The following is a 24528-nucleotide window of genomic DNA, read 5'->3' on the forward strand; positions in this document are numbered from 1 at the left end:
CGCCGGTGGCCCCGGACAGCGAAAGGGCCCCTCCCGCCGGGGAGGGGCCCGCAGGTCCGGGGACCGGGTCCGCTCGTGCCCGCTCCGGTCCTGCTCGTGTCCTACTCGGGGCGGATCACCGGGATCATGCCGGTGACCGCCTCGGAGCTGGAGTCGACCGGGTCGGGCAGCAGCGGCCGCATCCGGCGCTGGATCTCCCGGGTGATCTTCTCCTGCGGCTCACGGGCGTCGAGCACCAGGTAGCGGTCCGGGTCCCGCTCGGCCAGCTCGCGGAAGCCCTTGCGGACCCGCGCGTGGAACTCCACCGACTCCGACTCGATACGGTCCGCCGGTCCGCCCAGACGCGACAGCCCGTCCTCGGGGCGCACGTCCAGCAGGACCGTCAGGTCCGGGACCAGGTCCTGGGTCGCCCACGCACTGATCCGACCGACGTCCTCGACCTCCAGGTCGCGACCGGCGCCCTGGTAGGCGAGCAGGGAGTCCACGTAGCGGTCGCTGATCACCACGGCGCCCCGGCGCAGCGCGGGCAGGATCTCCTGTTCGACGTGGTCGGCCTTGTCCGCCGCGTAGAGCAGGACCTCGGCCCGGTTGGTGATGTGCGAGTTCTCGCGGTCGAGCAGGATGCCGCGCAGGCGCATCCCGAGCTTGGTGGCGCCCGGCTGGCGGGTGCCCACCACCTCGAAGCCCTGGTCACGCAGCCACACTGTGAGCTCGCGCACCTGGGTGGACTTGCCCGCGCCCTCGCCGCCCTCCAGGACGATGAAGGCGCCCGTGATCCGGGTGTCCTCCTCCTCGTCGGCGGTGGGCGTGATCCCGCGCAGGGCCGCGAAGAGCTCGGGGACCAGGCCGGGCCCGGCCTCCGGGTCGTCCCGGTTGACCTGCTGGTAGGCGACGACAGCCCCGATGACGGCGAGCAGCCCGCCCACCGCCAGGACCAGGCCGCTGCCGTGCAGGTCGTAACTGAGCGGGCCGCCGAGCGGGATCACGTGGTCCCCGGCGAACCCGGCGGCCAGGGGAGCCAGCACGGCTCCCGCGAGCAGGGCCAGTCTTCCCGTGCCGTGCAGGAGGGCGAACGCGGCACCCCGCTGCTCCTCCTCGACCTCCACGTTGACCAGCGACGTCCCGGTCACCCACGCCAGCCCCGCGCCGGTCCCCAGGACCAGGGCCAGGACGGCGGAGAGCACCATGTCACCGGTGACACCGGTGAAGAGCAGAGCCAGGGCGGCCAGACCGACGGCCAGGCCGAGCAGACGGCGTCGGCTGAACTGCTTGAGCACGCGCGGACCGGAGACGAGCCCCAGCCCCAGGCCCAGGAAGAGCGCCGCGACCAGGACACCGAACCCGGCGTTGCCCGCGCCGAGGTTCTCCACGTGGGCACGGCCCACACCGACGACCAGACCGCCCGCGGCGGCCGTGACGGCCAGGCCGACCACCACACCCCGCACGAGCGAACCGCCGCCGACCGCCGCGCGGCCGGAGACGACCGCCCGGAGGACGTGCGCGTCCCGGTTGGGGCTCAGCGACCCCTTGGACACCGCGTGCCTGGGCAGCGGCAGCCCGGCGACGACGATCGCGGCGACGAAGAAGGTGAGCGCGTTCAGGTAGAGGGCGACATCCGCCTCGGGGTTGGCCATGGACGGCACGAGCGCGCCCAGCAGGTTGCTGATCGAGGCCAGCACCGCGAACAGCAGGGCCGCGACCGGCGCGGCGCCGTAGGTCGCCAGCAGGGTCAGCTTGTTGGCCTGGCCGAGCATCCGCTTGGGGACGAGCGTGGGGATGGTGGCGTCCCGCGCGGGGGTCCACAGGAGCGCGACGATCTCCGCGAGGAGGCTCGCGATCAGCAGCCACTGGAGGGTGAAGCCGGAGGACAGCAGGCCGACCACGGGGATCGACACGTAGAGGAGGCCGCGCAGGACGTCGCCGCCGACCATCGTCCACCGCCGGTCCAGGCGGTCCGCGACGGCTCCCACCAGGGGGCTGAGCAGGACCGCAGGGGCGAGTTTGATGGCGACGACGCCGCTGACGGCGAGGTACTGGACCAGGGGGGAGCCGTCGGCGGTGAAGATGGCCGCGAGGGACACCAACGCCAGCAGGCTCAGCCAGTCACCCAGGCTGGAGAGGGAAAGCGAGATCCACAGCCTTCTGAAGGGTGTGATCGCGAGGACGTTCTGCGCCTCGGCCGGCGCTCCCAGGGGTGCAGATCTGCTCATAGCGCTCAAGATTATCTACGAGGGGGATAGGAACTGACAGGCGTGCTCGCCTGTCCAGGTGATTCGGGGGGAACGTTCAGGGTTCACACACGTTTTCGTGTCCCCATCCGTCACTCACAGCGTAGTACGGAAGATCATCCCCGAACAGGGTCCCGCGTCGCGTATCCGTCACGTCTCCGGGGCGGGGGTGCCGGGGAGACGCGCACCGGAGGACCGCACGCCCGGGTGCTCCCGTGAGGGAGCACCCGGGCGTGCGCGGTCGGGGGTCCGGATCGACTACTCGTCGGCCTTCTTCGCGCTCGTCCTCGGCTCACCGGTCTTCTTGGCGGCGGGCTTCTTCGCCGCCGCCTTCTTGACCGTGGTGGTCGTGGTCTTCTTCGCGGCGGGCTTCTTCGCCGGCGCCTTCTTGGCGGCGGGCTTCTTGGCCGGCGCCTTCTTCTTGGCGGGGGCCTTGGCCCGGCGCTCGGCCAGGAGTTCGGCGGCGCGCTCGTCGGTGATCGACTCGACCTCGTCGCCCTTGCGCAGGGAGGCGTTGACCTCCCCGTCGGTGACGTAGGGACCGAACCGGCCGTCCTTGATCACCATCTTGGCGCCCGAGGCCGGGTCCTCGCCGAGCTCGCGCAGGGGCGGGGCCGCCGCCCGGCGGCCGCGCTGCTTGGGCTGGGCGAAGATCGCCTGGGCCTCCTCCAGGGTGACCGTGAACATCTGCTCCTCGGTCTCCAGGGAGCGGCTGTCGGTGCCCTTCTTGAGGTACGGACCGAAGCGGCCGTTCTGGGCGGTGACGTCCTCTCCGTCGAGCTGACCCACCACGCGGGGCAGGGACAGCAGACGCAGCGCGTCCTCCAGGGTGACCGTGTCCAGGTCCATGTTCTTCAGCAGCGAGCTGGTGCGCGGCTTGACCTTGGCGGCCTTCTTCGCCTTGGGCTTGGTCTCGCCCTCGGGCTCCTCCGGCTCAGGGAGGACCTCGGTGACGTAGGGGCCGTACCGCCCGGACTTGGCCACGATCATGCGGCCGGTCTCCGGGTCGGGGCCGAGCTCGCGGTCCCCGCTGGGCTGGGCGAAGAGCTCCTCCGCCTTCTCCTCGGTCAGCTCGTCCGGCGCCAGGTCCTCCGGCACGTTCACCCGGACGCCCTCGCGGTCCAGGTAGGGGCCGTAGCGCCCCACCCGCAGCATGATGTCGGTCCCGGGCAGCGGGAGGGAGCTGACCTCCTTGGGGTCGATCTCGGAGAGGTGGTCGCCCACCAGCTCCTTGAGCCCCGTCTCCTGGTTGCCCTCGGCGTCCTCGCCGCCGAAGTAGAACCGGCGCAGCCAGGGCAGGCTCTCGGCCTCGCCCCGCGCGATGTCGTCGAGGCTCTCCTCCAGGCGCGCGGTGAACTCGTAGTCCACCAGGTTGCCGAAGTGGCGCTCCAGCAGCTGGACCACGGCGAAGGCCAGGAAGGACGGCACGAGCGCCGTGCCCTTCTTGAAGACGTAGCCACGGTCCAGGATAGTGCCGATGATCGAGGCGTAGGTGGAGGGGCGGCCGATCTCCCGCTCCTCCAGCTCCTTGACCAGGGTCGCCTCGGTGTAGCGCGCGGGCGGCCGGGTGCTGTGCCCCTCGGCCTCCAGGTTCTGCGCCTTGACCGGGTCCTCCTCGGACATCGCGGGCAGGCGGCGCTCGCGGTCGTCGAGGTCGGCGGCCGGGTCGTCGGAGCCCTCCACGTAGGCCTTGAGGAAGCCGTGGAAGGTGATGACCTTGCCGCTGGCGGCGAACTCGGCGACCTCGCCGTCGGTGGAGGTCCCCTCGATGCGCACGGACACGGACTCACCGACCGCGTCCTTCATCTGGGAGGCGACGGTGCGCTTCCAGATGAGGTCGTACAGGCGCAGTTCGGGTCCGGACAGCGGGGTCTCGTTGGGGGTGCGGAAGGTGTCGCCCGCGGGACGGATGGCCTCGTGGGCCTCCTGCGCGTTCTTGACCTTCTTGGCGTACACGCGGGGCTTGTCCGGCAGGTAGTCGCCGCCGTACAGGCGCCGCACCTGGTTGCGGGCGGCCTTGACCGCGCTGTCCGACAGCGTGGTGCTGTCGGTACGCATGTAGGTGATGTACCCGTTCTCGTACAGCCGCTGGGCGACCTGCATGGTCTGCTTCGCGGACAGGTTGAGCTTGCGGGAGGCCTCCTGCTGGAGGGTGGTGGTGCGGAAGGGCGCGTACGGCGAACGGCGGTAGGGCTTGCGCTCCACCGACTTCACCGCGAACCCGGCACCGGTCAGGCGCTCGGCCAGCCCCCGCGCGGTGGCCTCGTCCAGCTGGCGCACGTCGCGGTCGGAGCGGACGGTGCCCTGGGGGGTGAAGTCGCGCCCGGAGGCGATGCGCCTGCCGTCCACGGAGGACAGCGTGGCCGGGAAGGTGGAGGGGCCGTCGGGGACACCGGCCTCGGTGGCGTCGAAGAGCGCCTTGAGGTCCCAGTACTCGGCGGAGGTGAACGCCATGCGCTCACGTTCACGCTCGACCACCAGACGGGTGGCCACGGACTGCACGCGGCCCGCCGAGAGCTTCGGCATGACCTTCTTCCACAGCACGGGTGAGACCTCGTAGCCGTAGAGACGGTCCAGGATGCGGCGGGTCTCCTGCGCGCTGACCAGGCGGGTGTTCAGTTCACGCGTGTTGTTCGCGGCGTGCTGGATGGCGTCCTTGGTGATCTCGTTGAAGACCATCCGTCGGACGGGGATCCTGGGATTGAGTTCCTCGCGCAGGTGCCAGGCGATGGCCTCGCCCTCGCGGTCCTCATCCGTGGCCAGGAGGAGTTCGTCGGCGTCCGCCATGAGCTCCTTGAGCTTCTTGACGTGCGCCTTCTTGTCGGAGTTGACGACATAGAGCGGTTCGAAGTCGCTGTCCACGTCGACACCGAGCCGGGCCCAGGGCTGTCCCCGGTACTTGGTGGGGATCTCCGCGGCCTTGGTGGGCAGGTCACGGATGTGACCGATGCTGGACTCCACGACGTAGCCGCGCCCCAGGTATCCGGCGATGGTCTTCGCCTTGGCTGGTGACTCGACGATGACGAGGGCGGTACCCGCCCCCTGGCTTGCCTTGTCCTTCGAGCCGTTCTTGCCGGCGCTGCCCTTCGTGGGTGGCACGCTGTTCCCCTACGTCTAGCCTTACGTGTTCTGTCGGCCGCGGTCCTTCGGTTCCCGTGGGAACCGACAGTAACCGAACTACGGGCTCTCCCCCGTCGGTGAGCGGGCCTCGTCCCTCGTTCGGGGCTCACCCTGCGTGGGCGTCGGGCCGTCTCCCACCGGCACCCGCAGAATAAGCGCAACACGAACCGGTACCGGCCCGTAACCTGCACCACCGGCCGTGGCGCCGCTCTCCCCCGAGCCTTTTCCTGCTCTGGCGAGCACCTGGAACACCCCACGAAAGTGACTTGCATCACACTTGAGGGCTTCAGGGTGTCCCCGCCTCCAGAATGCGGCGAGTCCTCCCGGATATTCCCGGGAGGACTCGGCTCACGTCCTGAGCTCGGCGGTCGTCACCCCCACCCTCCCGCAGTCCACCGCGTTCCATAACGGAACGGGAGCGCGGAGGCGACTCACCACCACTTCACTTCGGACGTGCACGGCACCTCTCTCGGCGCCGGTCGCGGGGACACCGTCCCGCCGCACCGCCTCCGCCGTGCCAGGGAGGTTCGGCTTCCCGCAGTCCACCGCGTTCCATAACGGAACGGGAGGCCGCACTCCCCCTGGTCCGGCGGGTGGCCGTGAACGGGCCCACCCCCCACGCAGGTCCTTCGGACCGTGTCCGGACGCCCGGAGGCGTCCGCCGTACGGACCCTGGAACCTGTTCTGGCAGCTACAGGCCGATGCCGGCCGCGCCCAGCAGGTCACCGACCGGGTCGACGGACGGGATCTCGGAGGCCTCGGGCAGCTCGGCGGCGCGCTCCGGGGCGTGCTTCTCGACCGACTGCGCGGCGGTCTCGCTCACGTCGTAGCTGACGGGCAGCATCTCGGAGACGGGCACCTCGGGCAGCTGGTCGACGACCGGGAGGCTGCTCAGGGCCGAGGACTGCGGCTCGGTCTCGGCGCTCTGGTGCACGACCTTGGAGTCGGCGTCGGTGGCGCTGGCGCCGGCCACACCCGCGACGGCGGCCACGGAGTTGCCCGCGACGTTCACCGGGACGTCGGCGTCGGCGACCAGCTGGTTGCCGCCGAGCACGGAGCCGTTGCCGGAGGTCGCGATGTCGCGCTGGGCCTCCTTGACGACGGCGTCGCTGTCGGTGGCGGCCGCACCCGCGACGCCGCCGACGGCGCCGATCGCGTTGCCCGCGACGTTCACGGGGACGTCCAGGTCCACGACGGCCTGGTTGCCGCCGAGCACGGAGCCGTTGCCGGAGGTCGCGATCGACTGGTGCTCGCGGACCGGGGCGGCCTGGTGCTCGCGGACCGGGGCGGACTGGCGGAGGACGCCGGCGTCGATGCCGGAGGTGTCGGGCAGGATCTGCGCGCTGCTGACGGCCTCGCTGAGCAGGTCGGCCGTGGTCAGCGGAGCGGACTGGTGCTCGACGCCGGGGGCCTCGTGGCTCTGGCGGACGATCGCGTCCGCGTCCGTGGCCGCGGCACCCGCGACGCCGCCGACGGCGCCGATCGCGTTGCCGGAGATGTTCACGGGGACGTCCAGGTCACCGACGAGCTGGTTGCCGCCGATGAGGGAGCCGTTGCCGGAGGTGGCGACGTCGGGCTCACCGTGCTTGTGGCCGTGCTTGTGCCCGTGGCCGTGGCCGCCCTGGAGGACCTTGGAGTCGCTGCCGGTGCTGGAGGCACCCGCGACGCCGCCGACGGCGCCGATCGCGTTGCCGGTGACGTTGACGGGGATGTCACCGTCGACGACCAGCTGGTTGCCGCCCAGGATCGAGCCGTTGCCCGAGGTGTGGACCTCGTTGTGGTGGTGGTCGATCACCTTCGCGTCACTGCCGGTGCTGGAGGCACCCGCGATGCCGGCGACGGCGCCGACGGCGTTACCGGTGACGTTGACGGGAACGTCCGCGTTCAGGACGGCCTGGTTGCCGCCGAGAACCGAACCGTTGCCGCTGGTGGCGACGTCGCTGTCGGCGAAGGCCACGCCGGTGCCCAGAGCGACGAAGCCGGCCGCGAGGAGCACGGACTTCGCGGAGGTGCTAGCCCACTTACGCATGTGGGAAGTCCTTTCGAGATAACGAGTTGATGAGAAGGTGTCTGTGCGGGCCACAGGCCGTTCCACACCCCTGGATGGGATGCGGGCCTTCGGCCGAGGCCGGGGATCATCCGGTCGGCTCCGCACCTGGGCGGTGCGTGGTCTGCCGGTCTGGTGGGTGTGGTCGGCGTCCGTCTGCGCTGGATGCGCGTGGACGTCCACACCCCGTCGATCAGCTCCGCTCTGGTTGAGCGGCGGCTGACGTGAACCCCGAGCACATGGCCTCGGCCGGTGCTGCGGGACTCGCGTCAACCCCCGGGCCCTGGGGCCCGGGGAGCTGATCAGGCCCGGGCCCTGCGGCGCTTGCCGAAGAGCAGGAGCCCGACGCCCGCGGCGACCGTGAGGACCGCCCCCGCGAGCAGTGCGGCGAGGCCGCTCTGGTCGGTGCCGGTCACGGCGAGCCGCTGCTCGTCGGCGGGCGGAGCGGAGGGCGAGGCGGCGTCCGCGGGCCGCTCGGGGGTTCCCGGGGCGGCGGGCGAGGGCTCCTCGGACGGTGACTGCCCGTCCTCGCGTCCCTTGTCCTGCTCACCCTCGGGCTCCTCGGGCTCCCCCACGACGGGGTCGTCGTCGGGGTTCTGCTGCTCGTGCTTGTCCTCCTCCGGCTCACCGGGCGCGCCGGGCTCCTCGGGCGTGCCCGGCTCCTCGGGCTCACCCGGCTTGCCGGGCTCTCCGGGCTTGCCGGGCTCGTAGCCCTCGTAGCCGGAGTCCGGCTTCTTCGGGGTACCGGTCTCGGTCACGCTGGCCTCGCCGTCGGTGCAGTTGGCACCGGCGATGCCCAGGACCGCGATGGCGTTCCCGCAGAGGTTGATCGGCACGTCGCCGTCGACGACGAGCTGGTTGCCACCGCCGAGCGACCCGTTACCGCTGGTCGTGGTGTCGGCGTGGGCGATGCCGCTGGCGGCGACGAAGAATCCGGTGGCCACGAGGGCCGCGAAGCGGAGGTGGGTTGACTGGGTCATCGGCTGTCCTTTGGTCGACGAGGAGGTCCTGCTGGCTACTCGTGTTGACCGCGGACGGAGTTCCCTGGCTGTGGAGCCGTGGGAAGGGAGCACGCCCACCGGGAATCGGCAGGGCGGCTGTGCGCAGGGCGCACGGACCGGCCGCGGTCGGGGAGCGCGGCTAGTCGGGGGAGTACGAGGGGTCGTCCGCGGCGTCGCGGACGACCAGGGTGGGGTCGCCGGGAAGGGCGACCCGCTGGGCCCGGAGCGCCATGTGACCGGCGCGGGCCATGAGGAATCCAGCGGCACCGGGTGCCGGGAAGGACGGGGCGGAGGCACCGGTGGTGTCCGGCCCGACCTGGTGCTGGGAGCCGCCGCCGATGAGGCGGACGCGCTCCGCGGAGTCGTCGTCGGAGGCCGTGTCACCGGCGTTCCCCGCGACCTCGTTGGCCACACGCCACGAGGTCTGGGCGACGTGGGCGGCGGCCTCGTCCTTGACGCGGGCCACCCGCTCCTCACGCTCCCGCTGCTCCTCGGCGGCGGAACGCTCGGCGGCGGGGGCGGAGACGGCGGGCTCCTCGTCGGAGCCCAGGATCGGCAGTCCCAGGGGACCACCGGGTTCGGTCACGGAGTCGATCCCACCGCGCCCGACCGTGTCGTTCAGGCTGGTGGCGACACTGTCGACCAGCGCGGATTCGCGCAACGACCCGTCCGTGGAGTCGACGACCCCCTGACCGGTGCGAGCGACCCCGGCGACGAGGCCGGTGGCCCCGCGAGCGGTGTCGTCGACGGCCTGTCCGGTGTCGTGGACGACCGCGCCCACCGCACTCTCCTCCAGCGCCGCGCCGGTCTCCCGAAGCGCGTTCCCCGGAAGCGAGGAGGCCTGGGGGACGACGCCGCCGGTGAGGGCCTCCGTGGAGGAGGCGGCCCGGTGAGCGGTGTCGGAGAGCTTGGAGTCCCGGAGTTCGTCGGCGGCCTGACCGGTGCGGTCAGCGAGCTCACCGACGCCCAGGACGCTACCGCCGAGCCCGCCGGACTCGGAGGCGGTCTCGCTGTGCGCGACACCCATTCCTCCGGCCAGCCAGGCGACGGCGACGATGCCGGACAGGAGCAGCAACCGAGCGTAGGCACCACGGGCGTTGCGAGCAGCGCGACTGGAGGAAACCAGCCACCCTCGGCTCGCGAGCACCATGGATGCCCCTTCGTGTCATTGCTGCTGGACGGTCCCGTGCGGCGACGCCGCTGACGGTCGTACCGCGAAGCTCCGGAGAACGGAGGCCTCACTGAACTGAAAGCAACACTAGCATCACCGTGCGTGACCATGGGCGAAAAAAGGAACCGCGCCGAGAACTTCTCGGCGCGGCCTTCCGACCCGTCCCACTATGGGTGGATTGGCAGGTCAGCTCATGCCGACGAACCGGTCCAGCACCCGTACGCCGAACTGGAGGCCGTCCACGGGGACGCGCTCGTCCACCCCGTGGAACATGCCCGCGAAGTCCAGCTCCGGGGGGAGTCTGAGCGGCGCGAAACCGTAGTTGCGCACGCCCAGCCGGGAGAAGCTCTTGGCGTCCGTGCCGCCCGAGAGGCAGTAGGGCACGGCCTTGGCGCCCGGGTCCTCGGCCAGCAGGGACTCCGACATGGCGTTCACCAGGCCGCCGTCGAAGGGGGTCTCCACGGCCGGCAGGTGGTGGATGAAGTCGCGGCTGACCTTCGGGCCCAGCAGTTCGTCGATCTTCGCGAAGTACGCGTCCTCGGTGCCCGGCAGGAAGCGCCCGTCCACCTGGGCGGTGGCCTCACCGGGAATGACGTTGGCCTTGTAGCCGCCGCCGAGCACCGTGGGGTTGAGGGTGTTGCGCAGTGTGGCGCCGATCATCTTGGCGATGGGCCCCAGCCGGGCCACCGTGGCGTCCACGTCCCTCTCGTCGAAGGGGATGCCGAACTCCTCGCAGATCTCCTCCAGGAAGGTCCGCACGGTCGGGGTCAGCTGCACGGGGAACTCGTGCTGCCCCAGCCGGGCGACGGCGGCCGCCAGTTCGGTGACGGCGTTGTCCCTGTTGGTCATCGAACCGTGCCCGGCGGTGCCGCGCGCGGTCAGCTTCATCCAGGCGATGCCCTTCTCCGCCGTCTCCACGAGGTAGAGGCGACGGTTCTCGTTGACCGTGAAGGAGAAGCCGCCGACCTCGCTGATCGCGGAGTCGCAGTCGGCGAACAGCTCGGGGTGCTCGTCCACCAGGTACTGGGCGCCCCAGGTGCCGCCCGCCTCCTCGTCCGCGAGGAAGGCCAGCACGATGTCGCGCGGGGGCCGACGCCCCTCGCGCAGCCGCTGGCGCAGCATCGCCAGCACCATCGCGTTCATGTTCTTCATGTCGACGGCGCCGCGACCCCACACGCAGCCGTCGGTGACCTCACCGGCGAAGGGGTGGTGGGTCCAGTCCTCGGGGGCGGCGGGAACGACGTCCAGGTGGCCGTGGATGAGCAGCGGCGGACGCGAGGAGTCCTCTCCCGAGATCCGCGCCACGACGTTGCTGCGCCCGGGGTGCTTCTCGTAGATCCGTGACTCCACCCCGACCTCGTCGAGTCTGGCCGCCACGTACTCCGCCGCCTTGCGCTCGCCCGGCCCGGAGTGGTCACCGTAGTTGGAGGTGTCGATCTCGATGAGCTCCCGGCACAGGTCGACGACCTCGACCTCGCCCGCGCTCGCTTCCCTGCCTGGTTCCACCATCTGGTTCTCCCATCTCAGGACGCACCTTTTGGCCTAGAGCCTGTCACGGTGACCCCCCGCCGGAAAACTGGTTCGGGTGCCCCCAGACCTTTGCTATGGTTAAACCTGTTCGGAGCGACACACGCCGAACAGCCCAGTCCGGGTGGCGGAATAGGTAGACGCGCTAGCTTGAGGTGCTAGTGGCCGTTAAGGCTGTGGGGGTTCAAGTCCCCCCTCGGACACAGAATTACCCCATGGCGGGGTGCGGGCCCGATCCAAGTGACTCTGCGAAGTTGCTCTGGGTCGGGCCTTCGTTGTCTTCGGATCGGACAAGCACCCGCTCCTCTGGGGCACACAGGACCACGGGATCGTCTCTGCGTAAGCGCGTAGCCGTGGCGGCACCGATACCCCGACCGGCCGTTGACCCCGTGCGTGTCCATCCACCGACCCGCAGGTTGGGCACACCAGCAAACCGGTGCATTTCTCGCGGACCGCCCGTCGTTGGTCGGACGGCTCGCCCGTACCGCTTGGACCGCGACGAAGTCCCTCTCACTGAGCAGCTCCGGATCCGCGAAATTCTTCGAGACCTCCCACTCCTGCCCTGGCTCGTCCCGGGACACGTTGCCGGGACCAGCGGTGCGGGCAGAGCGAGCACCGGAGGTCCCTTGCCCGACCTCGCGAGCGGTGTAACGGGGGTTGTTCATTCACTCTGCTCCAACCGCGAGCGAGAGTGATGCCCATGTCCCCCGACCGATACGGTCCCAGTCGTCGCCTCAACGGGATGGAGATGCTGCTCACCACCACCAGTTGTGGGGTCGCCGCCATCTGACCGCCACAGCGCAAGAGCCAGGAACCGGCCGTGAGGCCGTGTGGGTTACTACTTCGACCGCGACGAACCGCCGATACGGTGACGCGCTACGACCGTGAGGCCCTGACCGAACCGTGTTGGGCGCAGACCACCATCTGCGGGCGTCGATGGGCGGTCATGGTCGGCGGCGACGGAGGCAACGTCGGCAGACACGGTGAGGTTGCTTTTTCGCCCCGACTTGCCATCGCTGCCTCGCCCTCGTCGACCGACATCAGCCCGAAATGGTTGCTTTCAACGGTTCCAGGACGAGGGTGGGCACGCATAGTGACGCTTGTTTGATGTTGCTTCGAATCAGAGGACTATGTCGGCCAGGCGGTTGACCTCCTCGAGGTCGTCGATTCCGGGACTCAGAATCAGTTCGTCAGCGCCCAGGGCCTCGAACCGCTTGACGGCCTCGCGCAGGGATCCCGCGTCGGTGTGCACGTTATCGACAACTATGTCCTGGTATTCGCTGGTAGCAGCGTAGTAATCGGCGATGTTGGCCCGCCCGCGGCCGGGGTCGCCCAGCGAGAAGTAGTTGAGGCCTACCAGGCGAGGCCGACCCGACCGCCCGGCCGCCTGCCACGCGGCACGGGCAGCGTCAAAAGCGCCGGATGCCAGAGCCGCCGGCACTGATCCGGCTATGTAGCCGTCCGACGACTCGGCCATCCGGCGGAAGGCGGCCGGGGTAGTGGCGCCGAACAGCAGCGGCACCTGCCGTCCCCCGGCCGGAACCGCCGGGTTCGCGCTTCCCGGAACGGGTTCGCCCGCCCACGTCGACCGATAGGTCGCCAGATCGCGGTCCATCCGGGCGCCCCGATCCCGGGGCCCGTGCCCGGACACGACGAAGTCGTCCTCGCGGATGCCCACCCCGATGCCGAGGGTGAGCCGACCGCCGGAGACCCCGTCGATCGAGGCTGCCTCCTTGGCCAGTAGCGCGCCCGGCCAGGTGGTCGCCAGCAGCACCTGGCTGAGCAGCCCGATCGTGGTGGTGGCCCCGGCGGCCGCGGCCAAGGCGACGGTGTCCATCACGCCCGGATAGGCGAACCGGCCGGTGGTGCCCAAGGTGGCGAAGCCCGCTTCTTCCGCCCGGCGGGCCCAGGCCGGAATCACCGGGGCGTGGACGTCGCGGACCTGGTTGGGTAGTCCGATGCCAATGCGCATCGAGACGCTCCTTAGCTGAGACGGGTGTCAACGGTGCGAGGCCGTGGCCCGACCCGCGCCCCGCGATCCTGGCCAAGCACCCCTACACCCGGGTTACAGCCATCAGACAGCGCGCGCCGGGGCGGTCAGGACGGCGACGGCGTCGTCGAGAGTCGGCGGCTGTGCGGGAGGGGGGCCTTCGTACCAGCCATGCGGCATCACCGACTGGAGGTAGGTTTCGGCAGGCCGGATGCCGCTGCGCGCCTGGTGGAAATGGACGACGTCGCGGAGCAGCGCGGCGCCGGCGGCATCGCCGGCCACGTCCAGGGCCAGGGCCCCGTTGTGCAGCACTGCCAGCTGATTGCTCAGGTCGCCCTCGGTGAGGAAGCGCCGCAGCGAGGTCCGCAGCAGCGGCAGCGCTTCGCCGTCTCCCGCGTCGACCAGTGTCTGGGCAAGCATCAGCTCGCTGAGCGCGGCCGTCCACACCAAACCGGAGGCGTCGGCGAGCCGTACGGCGTCCCGCAGTCGGCGCCGACCGTCGGCGATCCGGCCGGCCATGACCAGAGCGGCGCCCGACGCCATCGCGGTGGCCGCGATCAGCCAGGAGGTCTGTGTCTCGGTGGCGATGGCGTGCGCCTCTGCTGACGCGGTCAGCGCGACCTCCGGGTCGCCTCCTGGCAGCTGGACCAGGGCCTGGTAGTAGCGGACCTCAGCGAGCAGGCTGCGATGCCCCGGCTCCGAGCGGACCGCCAGGAACGCCTCGGACAGCATGCGCCGTGCCGTGGTGACTTCGCCGGTGAAGTAGAACAATCCGGCCGACGAGACCTGGGCCCGCACGACGTCGCCGAGCGGGGCGTACGGCGCAGCGGCCATGGCCTTGGCCAGTACCCTGTTGCCCTCGTCGAGCAGGCCGCTGCGGATCCAGAACCACATCAGCCGCGCGGACGTGCGCAATGCCTCGACCGGGGCATGCGCCAGGTCGTGCGCGAGCCCCGCGCGCAGGTTCGGCAACTCCAACCGCAGCGCCGCCATTGTGCTCGCGGACCGCACGCCCTGCAGATCGCCCTCGGCCCGGGCGACCAGTTCGCGGACCCAGACGGCATGGGCTGCCCGGGTCGCCGTCGGATCTGGGTCCACGGACCGGCAGTACGCCCGAATTGTCTCCAGCATCCGGTAGCGCGCCGTGCTGCCGCCAGTATCGGCGGTGACCACGGACTGATCGACCAGCGCGACGAACGCGTCGAGCCTGGCAGCGGTGGAGGACGCGGCCTCCATGGGAAAGCCACCCTCGTACGGCCAGAGCCGCACTGCGAGGTCGCGCTCGTCGCCGGAGAGAAGATCGAAGCTCCAGGCGACGGCCTCCTGCAATGTCGCGTGCGGGTTCGTCGTGCCGTGCGGGATTCGGCCCAGTACGCTGAAGCGGTCGTCCAGCAGCTCGATCAGCCCTCGCACGCCGAAGGTCCGCACCCGCGCCGCCGCCAGTTCCAGGGCCAGCGGCAGACGGTCCAGCGCATCGGCGAGACGGGACAGGTCCCGGCGGTCGGCGTCCTGCTCGACCCAGCCGGGGCGAAGCGCGCGGATGCGATCGGCCAGTAGCGCCACGGCGTCTTCGGCGGCCAACGGACCGAGCGGCAGACAGTGCTCGGCATCGACGCCGAGCGGGCTGCGGCTGGTGGCCACCACCCGGAGGGAGGGAACCCGGTCGAGGAGGTCGACGACGAGCCGGGCTATGTCGCTGGCGAGGTGCTCGCAGTTGTCGAGCACCAAGGGCTCCCCGTGTAGACGCAGCCGCTTGACGAGCGCCTCGTACGGGTCCCCGGCGACCCCGGTGGCGTCGACCGCCGCGGCGATCGCCGAGACCAGGTGGGCGGGGTCGGCCACATCGGCGAGCCGGACGACGGCGCCCCGCCCGGCCCATTCCACGGCGATGCGGGTCTTGCCCGACCCGGCGGGCCCGACGATGGAGACGAGCCGATGCATGCCGACGAGGCGGCCCAGCAGAGCAAGATCGGCGTCGCGGCCGATGAACGACGACAGCGGCCGATCTCCGGGCGTCGGGGCCGTGACGCCGGCGGACGCCAGGGTCGGGTCCTGCAGCAGGATGCGGCCTTCGAGCTGGCGCAACTCCGGTCCGGGTTCGACCCCCAACTCCTCGGCCAGCACGGCCCGGACCCGGCGCACCGCGTTCAGGGCGTCAGCCTGGCGTCCCGAGCGGTAGAGCGACAGCGCCAGCAACTGCCAACGACGTTCGCGGTACGGTTCGGCGTGCACAAGCCGTTCCAACTCGGCCACCGCACCGGCGTGGTCCCCGGTGGCCAGCAGCGCCGCGGCCTCCTCCTCCTGGGCGCTGGCACGCTGTTCCAACAGTGCGGCACGGATCGCGGTCGTGGACGCGTCGTCGGCCAGGTCCTCGTACGGTGTCCCCCGCCACAACCGCAGCGCCGCGCCGAAGGCCTCGTGCGCATCGGCGTGGCGGTCGTCGGCCGCCAACGCACGGGCGCGGACGAGGTGGCCGCCGAAGCGTTCGACGTCGGTGTCATCGGCAAGGAGCCGATAGCCGCCGGGGGAGCGCCGCAACGCCGTGCCCGGCAGCACTCGGCGCAGCCGGGAGACGTACACCTGTAGGGCGCTAGCCGGATTGCGTGGCTGGCTTTCACCCCACAGTCCTTCGGCCAGGCTGTCATCCGAGACCGGCCGCCCTTCCGCGGCGATCAGGATCGCCAACAGCCTACGGGGCAGCCGACCTCCGACGTGGACCGCTTGATCTCCTGCACGGACCTCGAACGGACCCAGCACCGCGAACGTCAGCACCACACCATGAAAGCCCATGTCACTGAAAGCGGCAAATGGGGCGGCGGCCGCCGTATCCGCGTTGTAGGCGGCTTGAAAGGCAAGGCCTCAAGGCTGCTCCCATGCACAACGAGAAGATGGCCGACAGCCGTGACATGATCGGCGCGCACGACGCCATGCGACGACAGTTCGGCGCTATGCCCGCCCTGATCGCGGGCGTCCCGGCCGGTGACGCGGCCAGCACCGAAGTCGTCGCCGACCACGTCCTGATGATGGTCGACTTCCTGCACGCCCACCACACCAGCGAGGACGACCACGTGTGGCCCCGCCTGCGTGAGCGCTGCCCCGACGACGTCGAGCCCCTCATCGAGACAATGGACCAGCAGCACGCCTTCATCGACGGCGAACTGGATGCGCTCGCCGAGGGCGGTCGGCGTTGGCGGGCCTCCGCCGACGCCACCGATCGGGAGGCCGTCGCCGCCGTCGCGGAACGTCTGCTGCCGGCGCTGTTCGAGCATCTGGCGCTGGAAGAGGAGCGGATCCTACCGCTGATCGATCAGCACCTGACCGAACGCGAGTGGAAAGCGGTCGTCGAGGCGTCCTTCGGCAAGGTGACCTTCGCGCGGCGTCTGCTGATGCTGGGTATGGCCCTGAACGAGGCGAGCGAGGAGCAGGCCCAGCTCCTGCGCGCCGCCGTCCCCGCCGTCGTCTGGTACGTCGGGCGCCCGATCGGGACCCGTCTCTATCGCGCCCACCGTGAGCGCCTGTCCTCCGCGAGCCGGGGGTCAGATCTCTGACAACCACCCGCACACGCGCGAGCTGCGTGGCTCAAGGTTCCTGCTCCGGCCAGCGGCCCAACCACCGACGCAAAGGAAACATCGTGGCCTTCGCCGAAGGAAAAGAATCGCATTTCGTGGAAGCGGCCCGAGGAGGTGGGCATCGGTGGTGGCGGTACCTGGTGGGGTTGGCGGTCATCATCTCTTTCTATGTGGTCGTCGCTGGGGCCGCCACCATGTTCATCGCGTCGGCCATTGGCGGCCGGGGGGAGGAGGTGGGGATCTTCTTGGGTCAGGGGGACCTCTCCGCACTCGGACCCGTGAGCGAATTCGCGGCGCTCATGCTGAGCAATGTGTTCTTTCTGGCCGGAATTCTCGTCACGGTCACCCTTATTCATCGCCGCCACCCCCGTACGCTCGTCACAGCGAGGGAGAGAGTCAGCTGGCGTCGAATCGGCCACGGTTTCGTGGCGATTTTCGTGCCGTGGTCCCTGATACTCGTGCTCGGGCAGTATCTCCTCTACCCCGAGACCTTCGCCTTCACCTCCGACCTTGCAACGTTCGCGCTCTTCGCGCCCGTGGCACTGGTGCTCATCGCTATTCAGACCACCACCGAAGAACTGTTCTGCCGGGGCTACCTGGTACAGGCCACCAGCCTCATCTGGGCCAACCGCGTCTTCTTGGCGCTCGTGCCGGCCGTGGTATTCGCCCTGCTGCACCTCGGAAACCCGGAAGCAGAAGCAGGCGGTTGGCTCACGATGGTCCTCTTCTATTTCCTGGGCCCGGGTCTGGCATGGACGATCGTCTCGTTGGTGGACGGGACCACTGAGCTCGCCATCGGCGCACACTTCGCCTTCAACGCCGTCTACTTCGTTGTGGTCAACCCGATCGGAGGAGTCATAACCACGCCGGCCCTTTTCACGGTCAGCGAGTACCACTCGACTCTCTACGCGCTATCGGCAGTTTCGGTGATCCCAGTGTTCCTGACGATCTCCTACGTGGTGTTCAGGAGAGAGCCTCGCCGAATCGGTTCCCGAAGCAACGGGAACGGTCGGATCGATCATCCCGTCGATGTCTGAACCTTTCGGGCCCACGGCCCCGGCGTTGTTGTGTGATGGCGGGTTGCGAGTCTGCGGTGGTCCACCCGTTGTGTTCGGACAGGTCAGAGAGTACGGCTCGGACGTATCCGGTGGCGGTGGTCCATGGCTGGGTGCGTGCGAAGCCCACTCGCGAAACTGACACCGCCACCTCCCTCAGCATCAGTGCGAAACAGAATATCCACCGACCGAACAGGCAAGAGGGCGCAACCCCTTTGGCCTCTTCAACTGGGTGACGGCCCAAACCACGAAGCCGCCCCTGGAAAGGATCCCGCCCCATGACTTCCCCCTCCACCGCACAGAGGATGGACCCCACCACGCCGCGTCCCGGATGGGTCGAGCTGAGCGTGGGGTTGGCGATCATGGCACTCATCGCGTTCGTGCTCGCACCCCAGCTGAGTCGTCTGGGCATGAGCGGCCCCACCACCGGCATTGTCGGCGGTGTGGTCAGTGGCGGGGGCGGGCTCCTCGCCTTCGCCGCGGCCGCGCTGGTGCGCCGGCGCTCATGGGAGGCCTTCGGGGTGCGGCGCACCACGGTGCGCTGGCTACTGATCGGTCTGGCCGCAGGGCTCGTCGCGTTCGCGGCCAGGGTCGTGGCCGTGTACCTGGTCACCCTCATCATCGACGTGGAAACCGACACCCAGGCCAGCTACGCCGCCGGGGCAGGAGCCGGGCTGGTGTCGCTGGCGCTGATGATGCTGACCTTGGCAGTGCTCACCCCTATCGGGGAGGAGTTCTTGTTCCGCGGGGTGGTGACCTCCGCGCTTTTGCGCTATGGCGCCCTGGTCGGCGTTGTCGGCAGCGCGGTGGTGTTCGCGCTCATGCATGGCATCAACGAAGTCCTTCCCGCGGCCGTGATCGTCGGGTTGATCGCTGCCGAGCTCTACCGGCGCAGCGGATCCATCTGGCCCGGGGTCCTCATGCACGCGCTCTACAACGCCATCACGCTCGCACTTCTGGCCCTGGCTGCTTCGGCGGCCTGACGAGCGGCACCGAGCCACGTCCTGGAACACCGTCCGATCGGCGTCCTGTCTGAAGTGGCGGTGGAGTGGCCTCAGCCCAACCGAGACCCCCTCCACGTCCATTTCGGCGGCCAGTGCCATTGAACCTGCTTCGGCTTCACGACGAGCAGCCGAAGTCGACCGGCCAGCGCGGCCCCACTTCCTGATCAGCAGTCTCCAACGCTCCTTGCGGTCGAAGGCACTCCCGATCTCTTTGCCCGTGGGCCTTCACCGTGCCCGTCCAGGTACATCGTGGGGTCGGCCACAGAGACTGGCCGCCGGAGTGGCGGCCGAACCGTTGATCAACAGGGTCCGGGGCAGGAGACCGCCCTACGGCCACTGCGAGCGTCGCTGAGCAGCGTCATGGAGGAGGCGACGATCATGCCGTCGACAGAGAGTGGGAACAGAGCCGCGCGCCACTCGGGCTCTCGGTGGCGCAGGGCGAGCTCGTACGTGCGTGAGTAGGAGACGACGGCCGCGATCACGGCCAGCAGCAGCACGGCGGCGACGGTTGTCCAGCGGGACCATCGGAAAGACTGCATCACAGGTCGCCGCCCGTCCAGCGACAGGTCCACGCTCAGGACCAGCGGGCGCGGGTTCTGTGGGGGGATGGTTGAAGCCCCCCTCGGACACCAGCAGGAACACGGTGCGGGTCGAGAGCAATCTCGGCCCGCACTTCGCGTTGTGGGGCTCAGTTCGTCCGCGCGGCGGCGGACAGGTGTTCCCACTGGGTGGTCGAGGTGACCAGGGTCGCGCACCACAACGCGCCCAGGGCCCAACCGCCCAGCACGTCGGTGGCCCACACCGCGCCGAGGTAGGCGGCCACGGCCCCGGCCGCTCCCGCCCAGAGCGCGGCCACGGTCCAGCACGTCACCGCGCGAACCCAGCTGCGCGCCCGCCCGCTCGCCAGACACGCCAGGACCCCGGCGACGGCGGTCGTGGTCGCGATCTCCAACGCGGGGAAGGACCCGCCGGTGGTCGGGGCGACGAGGGCACTGGCCGATGGTGGCCCGACGCGCCTGACCAACGCGGCCACCAGCAGGGCGCTGCCCGCGGCACCGCCCCACGCCGCCAGGGCCAGCACCAGGTCGCGGCGGCGCGCACGCGTCAGGAGGGCCCCGACGACCGCGACGCCCAGGGACCCCCACACGCCCGTGAGACCGTGAAGCGGGACGACGATCGAGGTCAGGGCGGCGTCCCGGTGCGTGACCAGCCAGTCCAGGATCGGTCGGTCGACGCGGACGGCCTCCTCACCGACGATGACGTCCTGGAGCACCGCGCCGAAGAACCATCCTCCGGCCACGATGAACGCGATCCCGGCGGTGAGTTGCAGGCCCAGCACCGTGTGCGGTTCGAATCTGCGGCCCAGCCACCGGACCTGCCGGTCGTAGCGCGCGAGGACGGCGCGGACGCTCGGCCTCCCCGCCTGGCGCTCGGCCCAACGGCGCACGCGGTCGGGGTGACGGGCGATCCACTTGGCGAGGACCACCGAGAACAGGACCACCGCGCCCGCGAGCAGCACCAGGATCACGGCCGCGCCGAAGATCCGCTCCACGTGCTGCCAGGAGTTCCCCGCGAGGTACCCGATCAGGGTCACGGACGTCGCCCACACCGCACCGCCCAGCGCGTTCCAGACGAGGAAGCGCCGGTATCCCAGACCACCGGCGCCCGCCAGCGCGGGGACGAGGGCCCGCGCGAACCCCACCCAGCGGCCGAGGAAGACCGCGTGACCGCCGTAACGCCCCACGAACCCCTCGGCCCGCTCCCAGCGGGCGCTGCCGATCAGGCGGCCCATTCTCCCCGTGGTCAGGCGCGGTCCCAGTCGACGCCCGACCAGGAAGCCGACCGAGTCCCCGGCCACGGCCCCGACGATCCCGCAGGCCGCGACGGCGAAGGGGTCCGCGTGGCCCAGACCGGCCACCGCTCCGGCGACCAGCAGTCCGGTCTCACCGGGAACCACCAGCCCCACGAAGACCGCCGACTCCAGGAACGGCAGCAGGAGGGCGACGGAGTAGATCACACCGACCGGTACGGTCAGCAGCCATTGTTCCCAGTTCCCCACCCTGCCCCCACCCTCCTCCACGACGAGGTCGGACCGCCGCGTGACGCGGGCCCGTGTCCGTGACCGACCGGCGTCCGTGTCTGGCCGGTCCGCAGGACCATGTTCGTCCGCTCCGCCTCCGCCCCGTCCGAGCGACACACACGCGGAGTCGGCGGCCGGAGCAGGTCTCAGACGTGGAAGGGCACGGTGGTGACGACGATCCTGGGACGCTCACGAAGGGCGTGCCTGAGCCGGAACGCCATCCGGTCGTGCAGGACCCGTTGCCACCAGCGCCGGGGCACCACCTCGGGCAGGATCACCGTGATCGTCAGGTCCGACCGCTGTTCGCGCAGCGCCTCGATGTAGTTCACCAACGGCGCGATGATGGTCCGGTAGGGGGTGACGACCACCTCCAGGGGCAGGTGGTCCCCCCAGTGCAGCCAGTACCCCCGCATCCGCTCGGCCTCCTCCTCGGAGGGGCTGAGGTGGACGGCGAGGACGGGCTGCCGCAGTGAGGCCGCGTAGGCCAGGGCACGGATGTTGGCCAGGTCCAGCGTCTCCACGGGAACGACCGACAGGTGGTGGATCTCCTCGGGGGTCTCCTCCACCTCCTGGTCCCCCGGCCTCTCCGCGCGGCCCGCCGCGTTCGTGTCGGGCGCCGCCTGCTCCGCCGTCGCCTCCGTTTCCGGCCGCTCTTCGGGGGTCGGGGCCTCGGGCGGACGGCGGACCGCGCCGCTCGGGACGCCCGGCGCGGGGGCCGTGTGGGGCCGCAGCCGCAGCGCGTTCCCGACCGCGTCGTAGTGGACGCGGATGCGCAGGGCCAGCACGACGAACGCGGCCACGGCCAGGAGCGCCACCCACGCTCCCGCGCTGAACTTGACGATGGCGGCGGTGACGAACACCCCCGCGCACATCACTCCCCCGGTGGCGTTGAACGCGAGGCTCTTGCGCCAGTGCCGGGCGCGCGAGCGCCACCAGTGCACCACCATGCCCGCCTGCGAGAGCGTGAAGGCCAGGAAGACCCCGACCGCGTACAGCGGGATCAGGGAGGTGGTGTCGCCACCGAAGGAGGCGAAGACGAGGGCGGCCGCGACGGAGAGCAGGAGGATGCCGTTGCTGTAGGCCAGCCGGTCGCCCATGCGCATGAACCCGCGCGGGGCGTGGTGGTCGCGTGCCAGCAGGGACAGGACCCGTGGGAAGTCGTTGTAGGCGGTGTTGGCGGCCAGCAGGAGGATGGCCGCGGTGCTGGCCTGGACGAGCACGTACATCGCCCCGGTCCCGAAGGAGTGCCGGGCCAGCTGCGAGAGCACGGTCTCGCCCTTCGCCGGGATCGTGCCGGTGACCAGGATGAGGGCCATCAGACCACCGAACAGCGCCAGCAGGGTGAGGATCATCCAGGTCAGGGCGGTGCGGGCGTTGCGCCACTCCACGGGCCTGAAGGCGGGGACGGCGTTGGTGATGGCCTCGATGCCGGTCAGGGCGGTGGCCCCCGACGTGAAGGCCCTCAGGATGAGGAACAGCGTGACGCCCGTGGTGGCGTTGACCTGGGGTGTGGGAGCCGGGGGGAAACCGCGCAGGGCCGCGTCGACGAGGCCGACGACGATCACGGCGCCGACGGAGAGGACGAAGACGTAGGTGGGTGCCGCGAAGAGGAGGCCCGCCTGGCGCACGCCGCGCAGATTCCCGGCCAAGAGCACGGCGATGACCCCCAGCCCGATGGGCACGGTCGCTGCGCTGAGCGAGGGCACCGCGGACGTGATCGCGGCGATACCGGCGGCGATCGAGACCGCGACGGTGAGGACGTAGTCGACGATGAGGCCGCCCGCCGCCAGGAGACCCGGTGTCCGACCGAGGTTGTGGCTGGCCACGATGTAGGAACCCCCGCCGTTGGGATAGGCGCGGATGGTCTGTCGGTAGGAGAGTCCCACCGCCAGCATCATCAGCATGATCACCAGGGCGATCGGCAGGGACAGGGAGAGGCCCGCCACGCCGCCGATGACGAGGATGGTGAGCATCGCCTCGGGGCCGTAGGCGACGGAGGACAGGGCGTCGGAGGACAGCACGGGCAGGGCGACGAGTTTGCGCATGCGTTCGCGGACCAGGGCGGTGCTCTTCAGGGCCGGCCCCAGCAGCACGCGGCGCAGCCGGTACCCGGCACGGCCCGCGGGTGTGGAGGCTTCGCCAGCGGACTCCGAGGCGAGCGTCGTCCGGGGGTCCCCGCCGAGTTCGGAGACGGTGACGAAGCGTTCGTAGCGCGGCTGACGGACCTGGTGGCGTGCCGGGTAGCTGCCCACGTTCGGGTCCACCGGGAGGGCGCGGCGCCACTCCCTCGGCTCCCCCGTCACCTGACCCCACTCGCGTCCGATCTGGTGGAGCGCACTGAGCTGCCCGGTGGTGAGATCGGGCAGAAGGTCACTCGGTGCGGGTGGTCGAGTGGAGCGTTCCTCCGTCATGCGACCAGTGTTGTTCATCGAGGCCGCAGGGCCCCGCATTTGTGGGGACACCGTCGGTCGGCGTCCGGAGGTGTGCGAGCGGATCGGGGTGCGGGCCCCCACGGTCCGACCAGGCTCCTCCTCCCGGAGCGTCGCCGCCCCGGTCCGGCGACCGAAAAAAACTCGCCATTCGGGCGAACTCCTCCGCACTCTCCGCCATCAGAACGCACAGAAAGAAACCACGGACACAAGAGAGCGGCGCCGGGAGCGATCAGCACGGCAGAAGATAAGGGCGTCCCGCATTGCCGAGTGACCGAAAAACAAGAGAACACGGACACGCGTCGACGGCGTCATTCGCCCGGCACATCTGAACCCGTGCCGATGAGCCTCAGCCAGAGGTCAGAGCACCTCTCGGCGGGATCGACCGAAAGGGAAGCGTCCACCTGAGCGCACTTTTCCCGGGTTCGTACGACACCGCGCCTCCCCCACCGCGCGTGTTTCCCCTTCCCGGAATACCCGCACCGGTCGTACCCGAAAACCCGCACCCTTGATGAGACATCTCCTTCCTTGGGGAGAAAGGAATCGCATGAAGCGCACTTTCCGTACCACCGTCCTGGCTCTCGCGACCTCCGGCCTGGTGGTCCTCGGCTCCGCGGCGTGCTCCTCCGAGGCAGTGGTCAACGCGGTGTCGGGCGATTCCCCCCAGACGAGCGAGGGGAACGGCGAGGGGAACGAGGCCGCGGTGGTCACCGAGCCCCGGTCCGGCAAGCTGGAGTTCGTCGCGCCGGGTGAGTTCATGATCGACGGTGAGGCCTTCTTCGTCAGCGAGGAGACCCGCATCCTGGGCGGCCACCACGCCTGCCCCGCCGAGGACGGCGTCGACGACGACGGCTTCGGGATCGTGGAGTGCGACCTGGAGTCCCTGGAGGCCGCCACCCAGAGCGGCACGGACGTCCACGCGAGGGCCGAGGTGCTGGAGACCGGGAACGCCGAGTCGATCACGGAGTACGACAACGACAGCCACCAGCAGCCCGAGGAGCCGGTGGACGAGGGCGCCACGGGCGGGGGCGAGGAGTACGTGGTGGGCGAGCTGGAGTACATCGCCCCGGGTGAGTACATGATCGACGGGACGGCGTTCTTCGTCTCCGAGGACACCGTGATCATCGGCGGCGTCAACGCCTGCGCCGGGGGCGTCCAGGACCCGGACACCGGCGACGTGGCGTGCGACTTCGACAGGTTCGACGCCACCCTCGCGAACGGGACCACGATCATGGCCGAGGTCGAGATCGCCGACGGCATGGCGGAGTCGATCACCGAGTTCTAGACCGCACGGGGACGGCTCGCGT

The 24528-nt window shown here is 70.3% G+C and carries 15 protein-coding genes and 1 tRNA gene; 5 read left to right on the forward strand and 11 right to left on the reverse strand.

The window, feature by feature from the left end:
- Nucleotides 1-101: 101 nt before the first annotated feature.
- The 6 genes from tmk to ACFW3L_RS11030 form a co-directional block, all read right to left on the reverse strand.
- Nucleotides 102-2210 carry a dTMP kinase gene (tmk, locus tag ACFW3L_RS11005; RefSeq protein WP_378738816.1) on the reverse strand — a complete coding sequence of 703 codons (2109 nt, stop codon included), beginning with the start codon at nucleotides 2208-2210 and terminating at the stop codon, nucleotides 102-104.
- A gap of 276 nt (nucleotides 2211-2486) precedes the next feature.
- On the reverse strand, nucleotides 2487-5327 hold the full coding sequence (topA, locus tag ACFW3L_RS11010) for a type I DNA topoisomerase (RefSeq protein ID WP_378738819.1): 2841 nt from the start codon (nucleotides 5325-5327) through the stop codon (nucleotides 2487-2489).
- Nucleotides 5328-6039: 712 nt separating this feature from the next.
- Nucleotides 6040-7377, reverse strand: coding sequence for a hypothetical protein (locus tag ACFW3L_RS11015; RefSeq protein ID WP_378738821.1), 1338 nt, complete (start codon nucleotides 7375-7377; stop codon nucleotides 6040-6042).
- Nucleotides 7378-7697: 320 nt separating this feature from the next.
- Nucleotides 7698-8375, reverse strand: a complete 678-nt coding sequence (locus tag ACFW3L_RS11020) for a chaplin family protein (protein WP_378738824.1) — start codon at nucleotides 8373-8375, stop codon at nucleotides 7698-7700.
- A gap of 160 nt (nucleotides 8376-8535) precedes the next feature.
- The gene (locus ACFW3L_RS11025) at nucleotides 8536-9546 is read right to left on the reverse strand and encodes a hypothetical protein (protein ID WP_378738826.1); all 1011 of its coding nucleotides are present in this window, start codon (nucleotides 9544-9546) and stop codon (nucleotides 8536-8538) included.
- 207 nt (nucleotides 9547-9753) lie between these two features.
- Nucleotides 9754-11076: a M20/M25/M40 family metallo-hydrolase gene (locus ACFW3L_RS11030; RefSeq protein WP_378738828.1), complete on the reverse strand. Its 1323-nt coding sequence runs from the start codon at nucleotides 11074-11076 to the stop codon at nucleotides 9754-9756.
- A 136-nt stretch (nucleotides 11077-11212) separates the two neighbouring features.
- On the opposite strand from ACFW3L_RS11030, the gene ACFW3L_RS11035 reads away from it, so the two are divergent.
- Nucleotides 11213-11297: transfer RNA gene (locus ACFW3L_RS11035), tRNA-Leu, on the forward strand.
- 917 nt (nucleotides 11298-12214) lie between these two features.
- Here ACFW3L_RS11035 and ACFW3L_RS11040 read toward each other — a convergent pair.
- Entirely contained in the window at nucleotides 12215-13066 is an 852-nt protein-coding gene (locus tag ACFW3L_RS11040) for an LLM class flavin-dependent oxidoreductase (protein WP_378738830.1), read from the reverse strand.
- 102 nt (nucleotides 13067-13168) lie between these two features.
- A complete protein-coding gene (locus ACFW3L_RS11045) occupies nucleotides 13169-15769 on the reverse strand; it encodes a BTAD domain-containing putative transcriptional regulator (RefSeq protein ID WP_378738832.1) in 2601 nt (866 codons plus the stop codon).
- Between the two features lie 188 nt (nucleotides 15770-15957).
- On the opposite strand from ACFW3L_RS11045, the gene ACFW3L_RS11050 reads away from it, so the two are divergent.
- The 3 genes from ACFW3L_RS11050 to ACFW3L_RS11060 all read left to right on the forward strand — a co-directional run bounded on the left by ACFW3L_RS11050 (nucleotide 15958) and on the right by ACFW3L_RS11060 (nucleotide 18691).
- Nucleotides 15958-16632 (forward strand): hemerythrin domain-containing protein, encoded by a 675-nt coding sequence (locus ACFW3L_RS11050; RefSeq protein WP_378738834.1) that lies wholly within the window; start codon nucleotides 15958-15960, stop codon nucleotides 16630-16632.
- A gap of 83 nt (nucleotides 16633-16715) precedes the next feature.
- Nucleotides 16716-17690, forward strand: coding sequence for a CPBP family intramembrane glutamic endopeptidase (locus tag ACFW3L_RS11055; RefSeq protein ID WP_378738836.1), 975 nt, complete (start codon nucleotides 16716-16718; stop codon nucleotides 17688-17690).
- 323 nt (nucleotides 17691-18013) lie between these two features.
- On the forward strand, nucleotides 18014-18691 hold the full coding sequence (locus ACFW3L_RS11060; RefSeq protein ID WP_378738838.1) for a CPBP family intramembrane glutamic endopeptidase: 678 nt from the start codon (nucleotides 18014-18016) through the stop codon (nucleotides 18689-18691).
- Between the two features lie 320 nt (nucleotides 18692-19011).
- Here ACFW3L_RS11060 and ACFW3L_RS11065 read toward each other — a convergent pair whose 3' ends face one another.
- From ACFW3L_RS11065 to ACFW3L_RS11075, 3 genes are all read right to left on the reverse strand, one after another.
- The gene (locus ACFW3L_RS11065; RefSeq protein WP_378738840.1) at nucleotides 19012-19251 is read right to left on the reverse strand and encodes a DUF2637 domain-containing protein; all 240 of its coding nucleotides are present in this window, start codon (nucleotides 19249-19251) and stop codon (nucleotides 19012-19014) included.
- Nucleotides 19252-19400: 149 nt separating this feature from the next.
- Complete coding sequence (locus ACFW3L_RS11070; protein ID WP_378738842.1) at nucleotides 19401-20771, reverse strand: VTT domain-containing protein; 1371 nt, start codon at nucleotides 20769-20771, stop codon at nucleotides 19401-19403.
- Nucleotides 20772-20938: 167 nt separating this feature from the next.
- Nucleotides 20939-23203, reverse strand: coding sequence for an APC family permease (locus tag ACFW3L_RS11075; protein ID WP_378738844.1), 2265 nt, complete (start codon nucleotides 23201-23203; stop codon nucleotides 20939-20941).
- 565 nt (nucleotides 23204-23768) lie between these two features.
- On the opposite strand from ACFW3L_RS11075, the gene ACFW3L_RS11080 reads away from it, so the two are divergent.
- Nucleotides 23769-24506: a hypothetical protein gene (locus tag ACFW3L_RS11080; RefSeq protein WP_378738846.1), complete on the forward strand. Its 738-nt coding sequence runs from the start codon at nucleotides 23769-23771 to the stop codon at nucleotides 24504-24506.
- The last annotated feature ends 22 nt before the right edge of the window (nucleotides 24507-24528 follow it).

The sequence above is a fragment of the Nocardiopsis sp. NPDC058789 genome, from assembly GCF_042745575.1.
Classification (GTDB): domain Bacteria; phylum Actinomycetota; class Actinomycetes; order Streptosporangiales; family Streptosporangiaceae; genus Nocardiopsis; species Nocardiopsis eucommiae.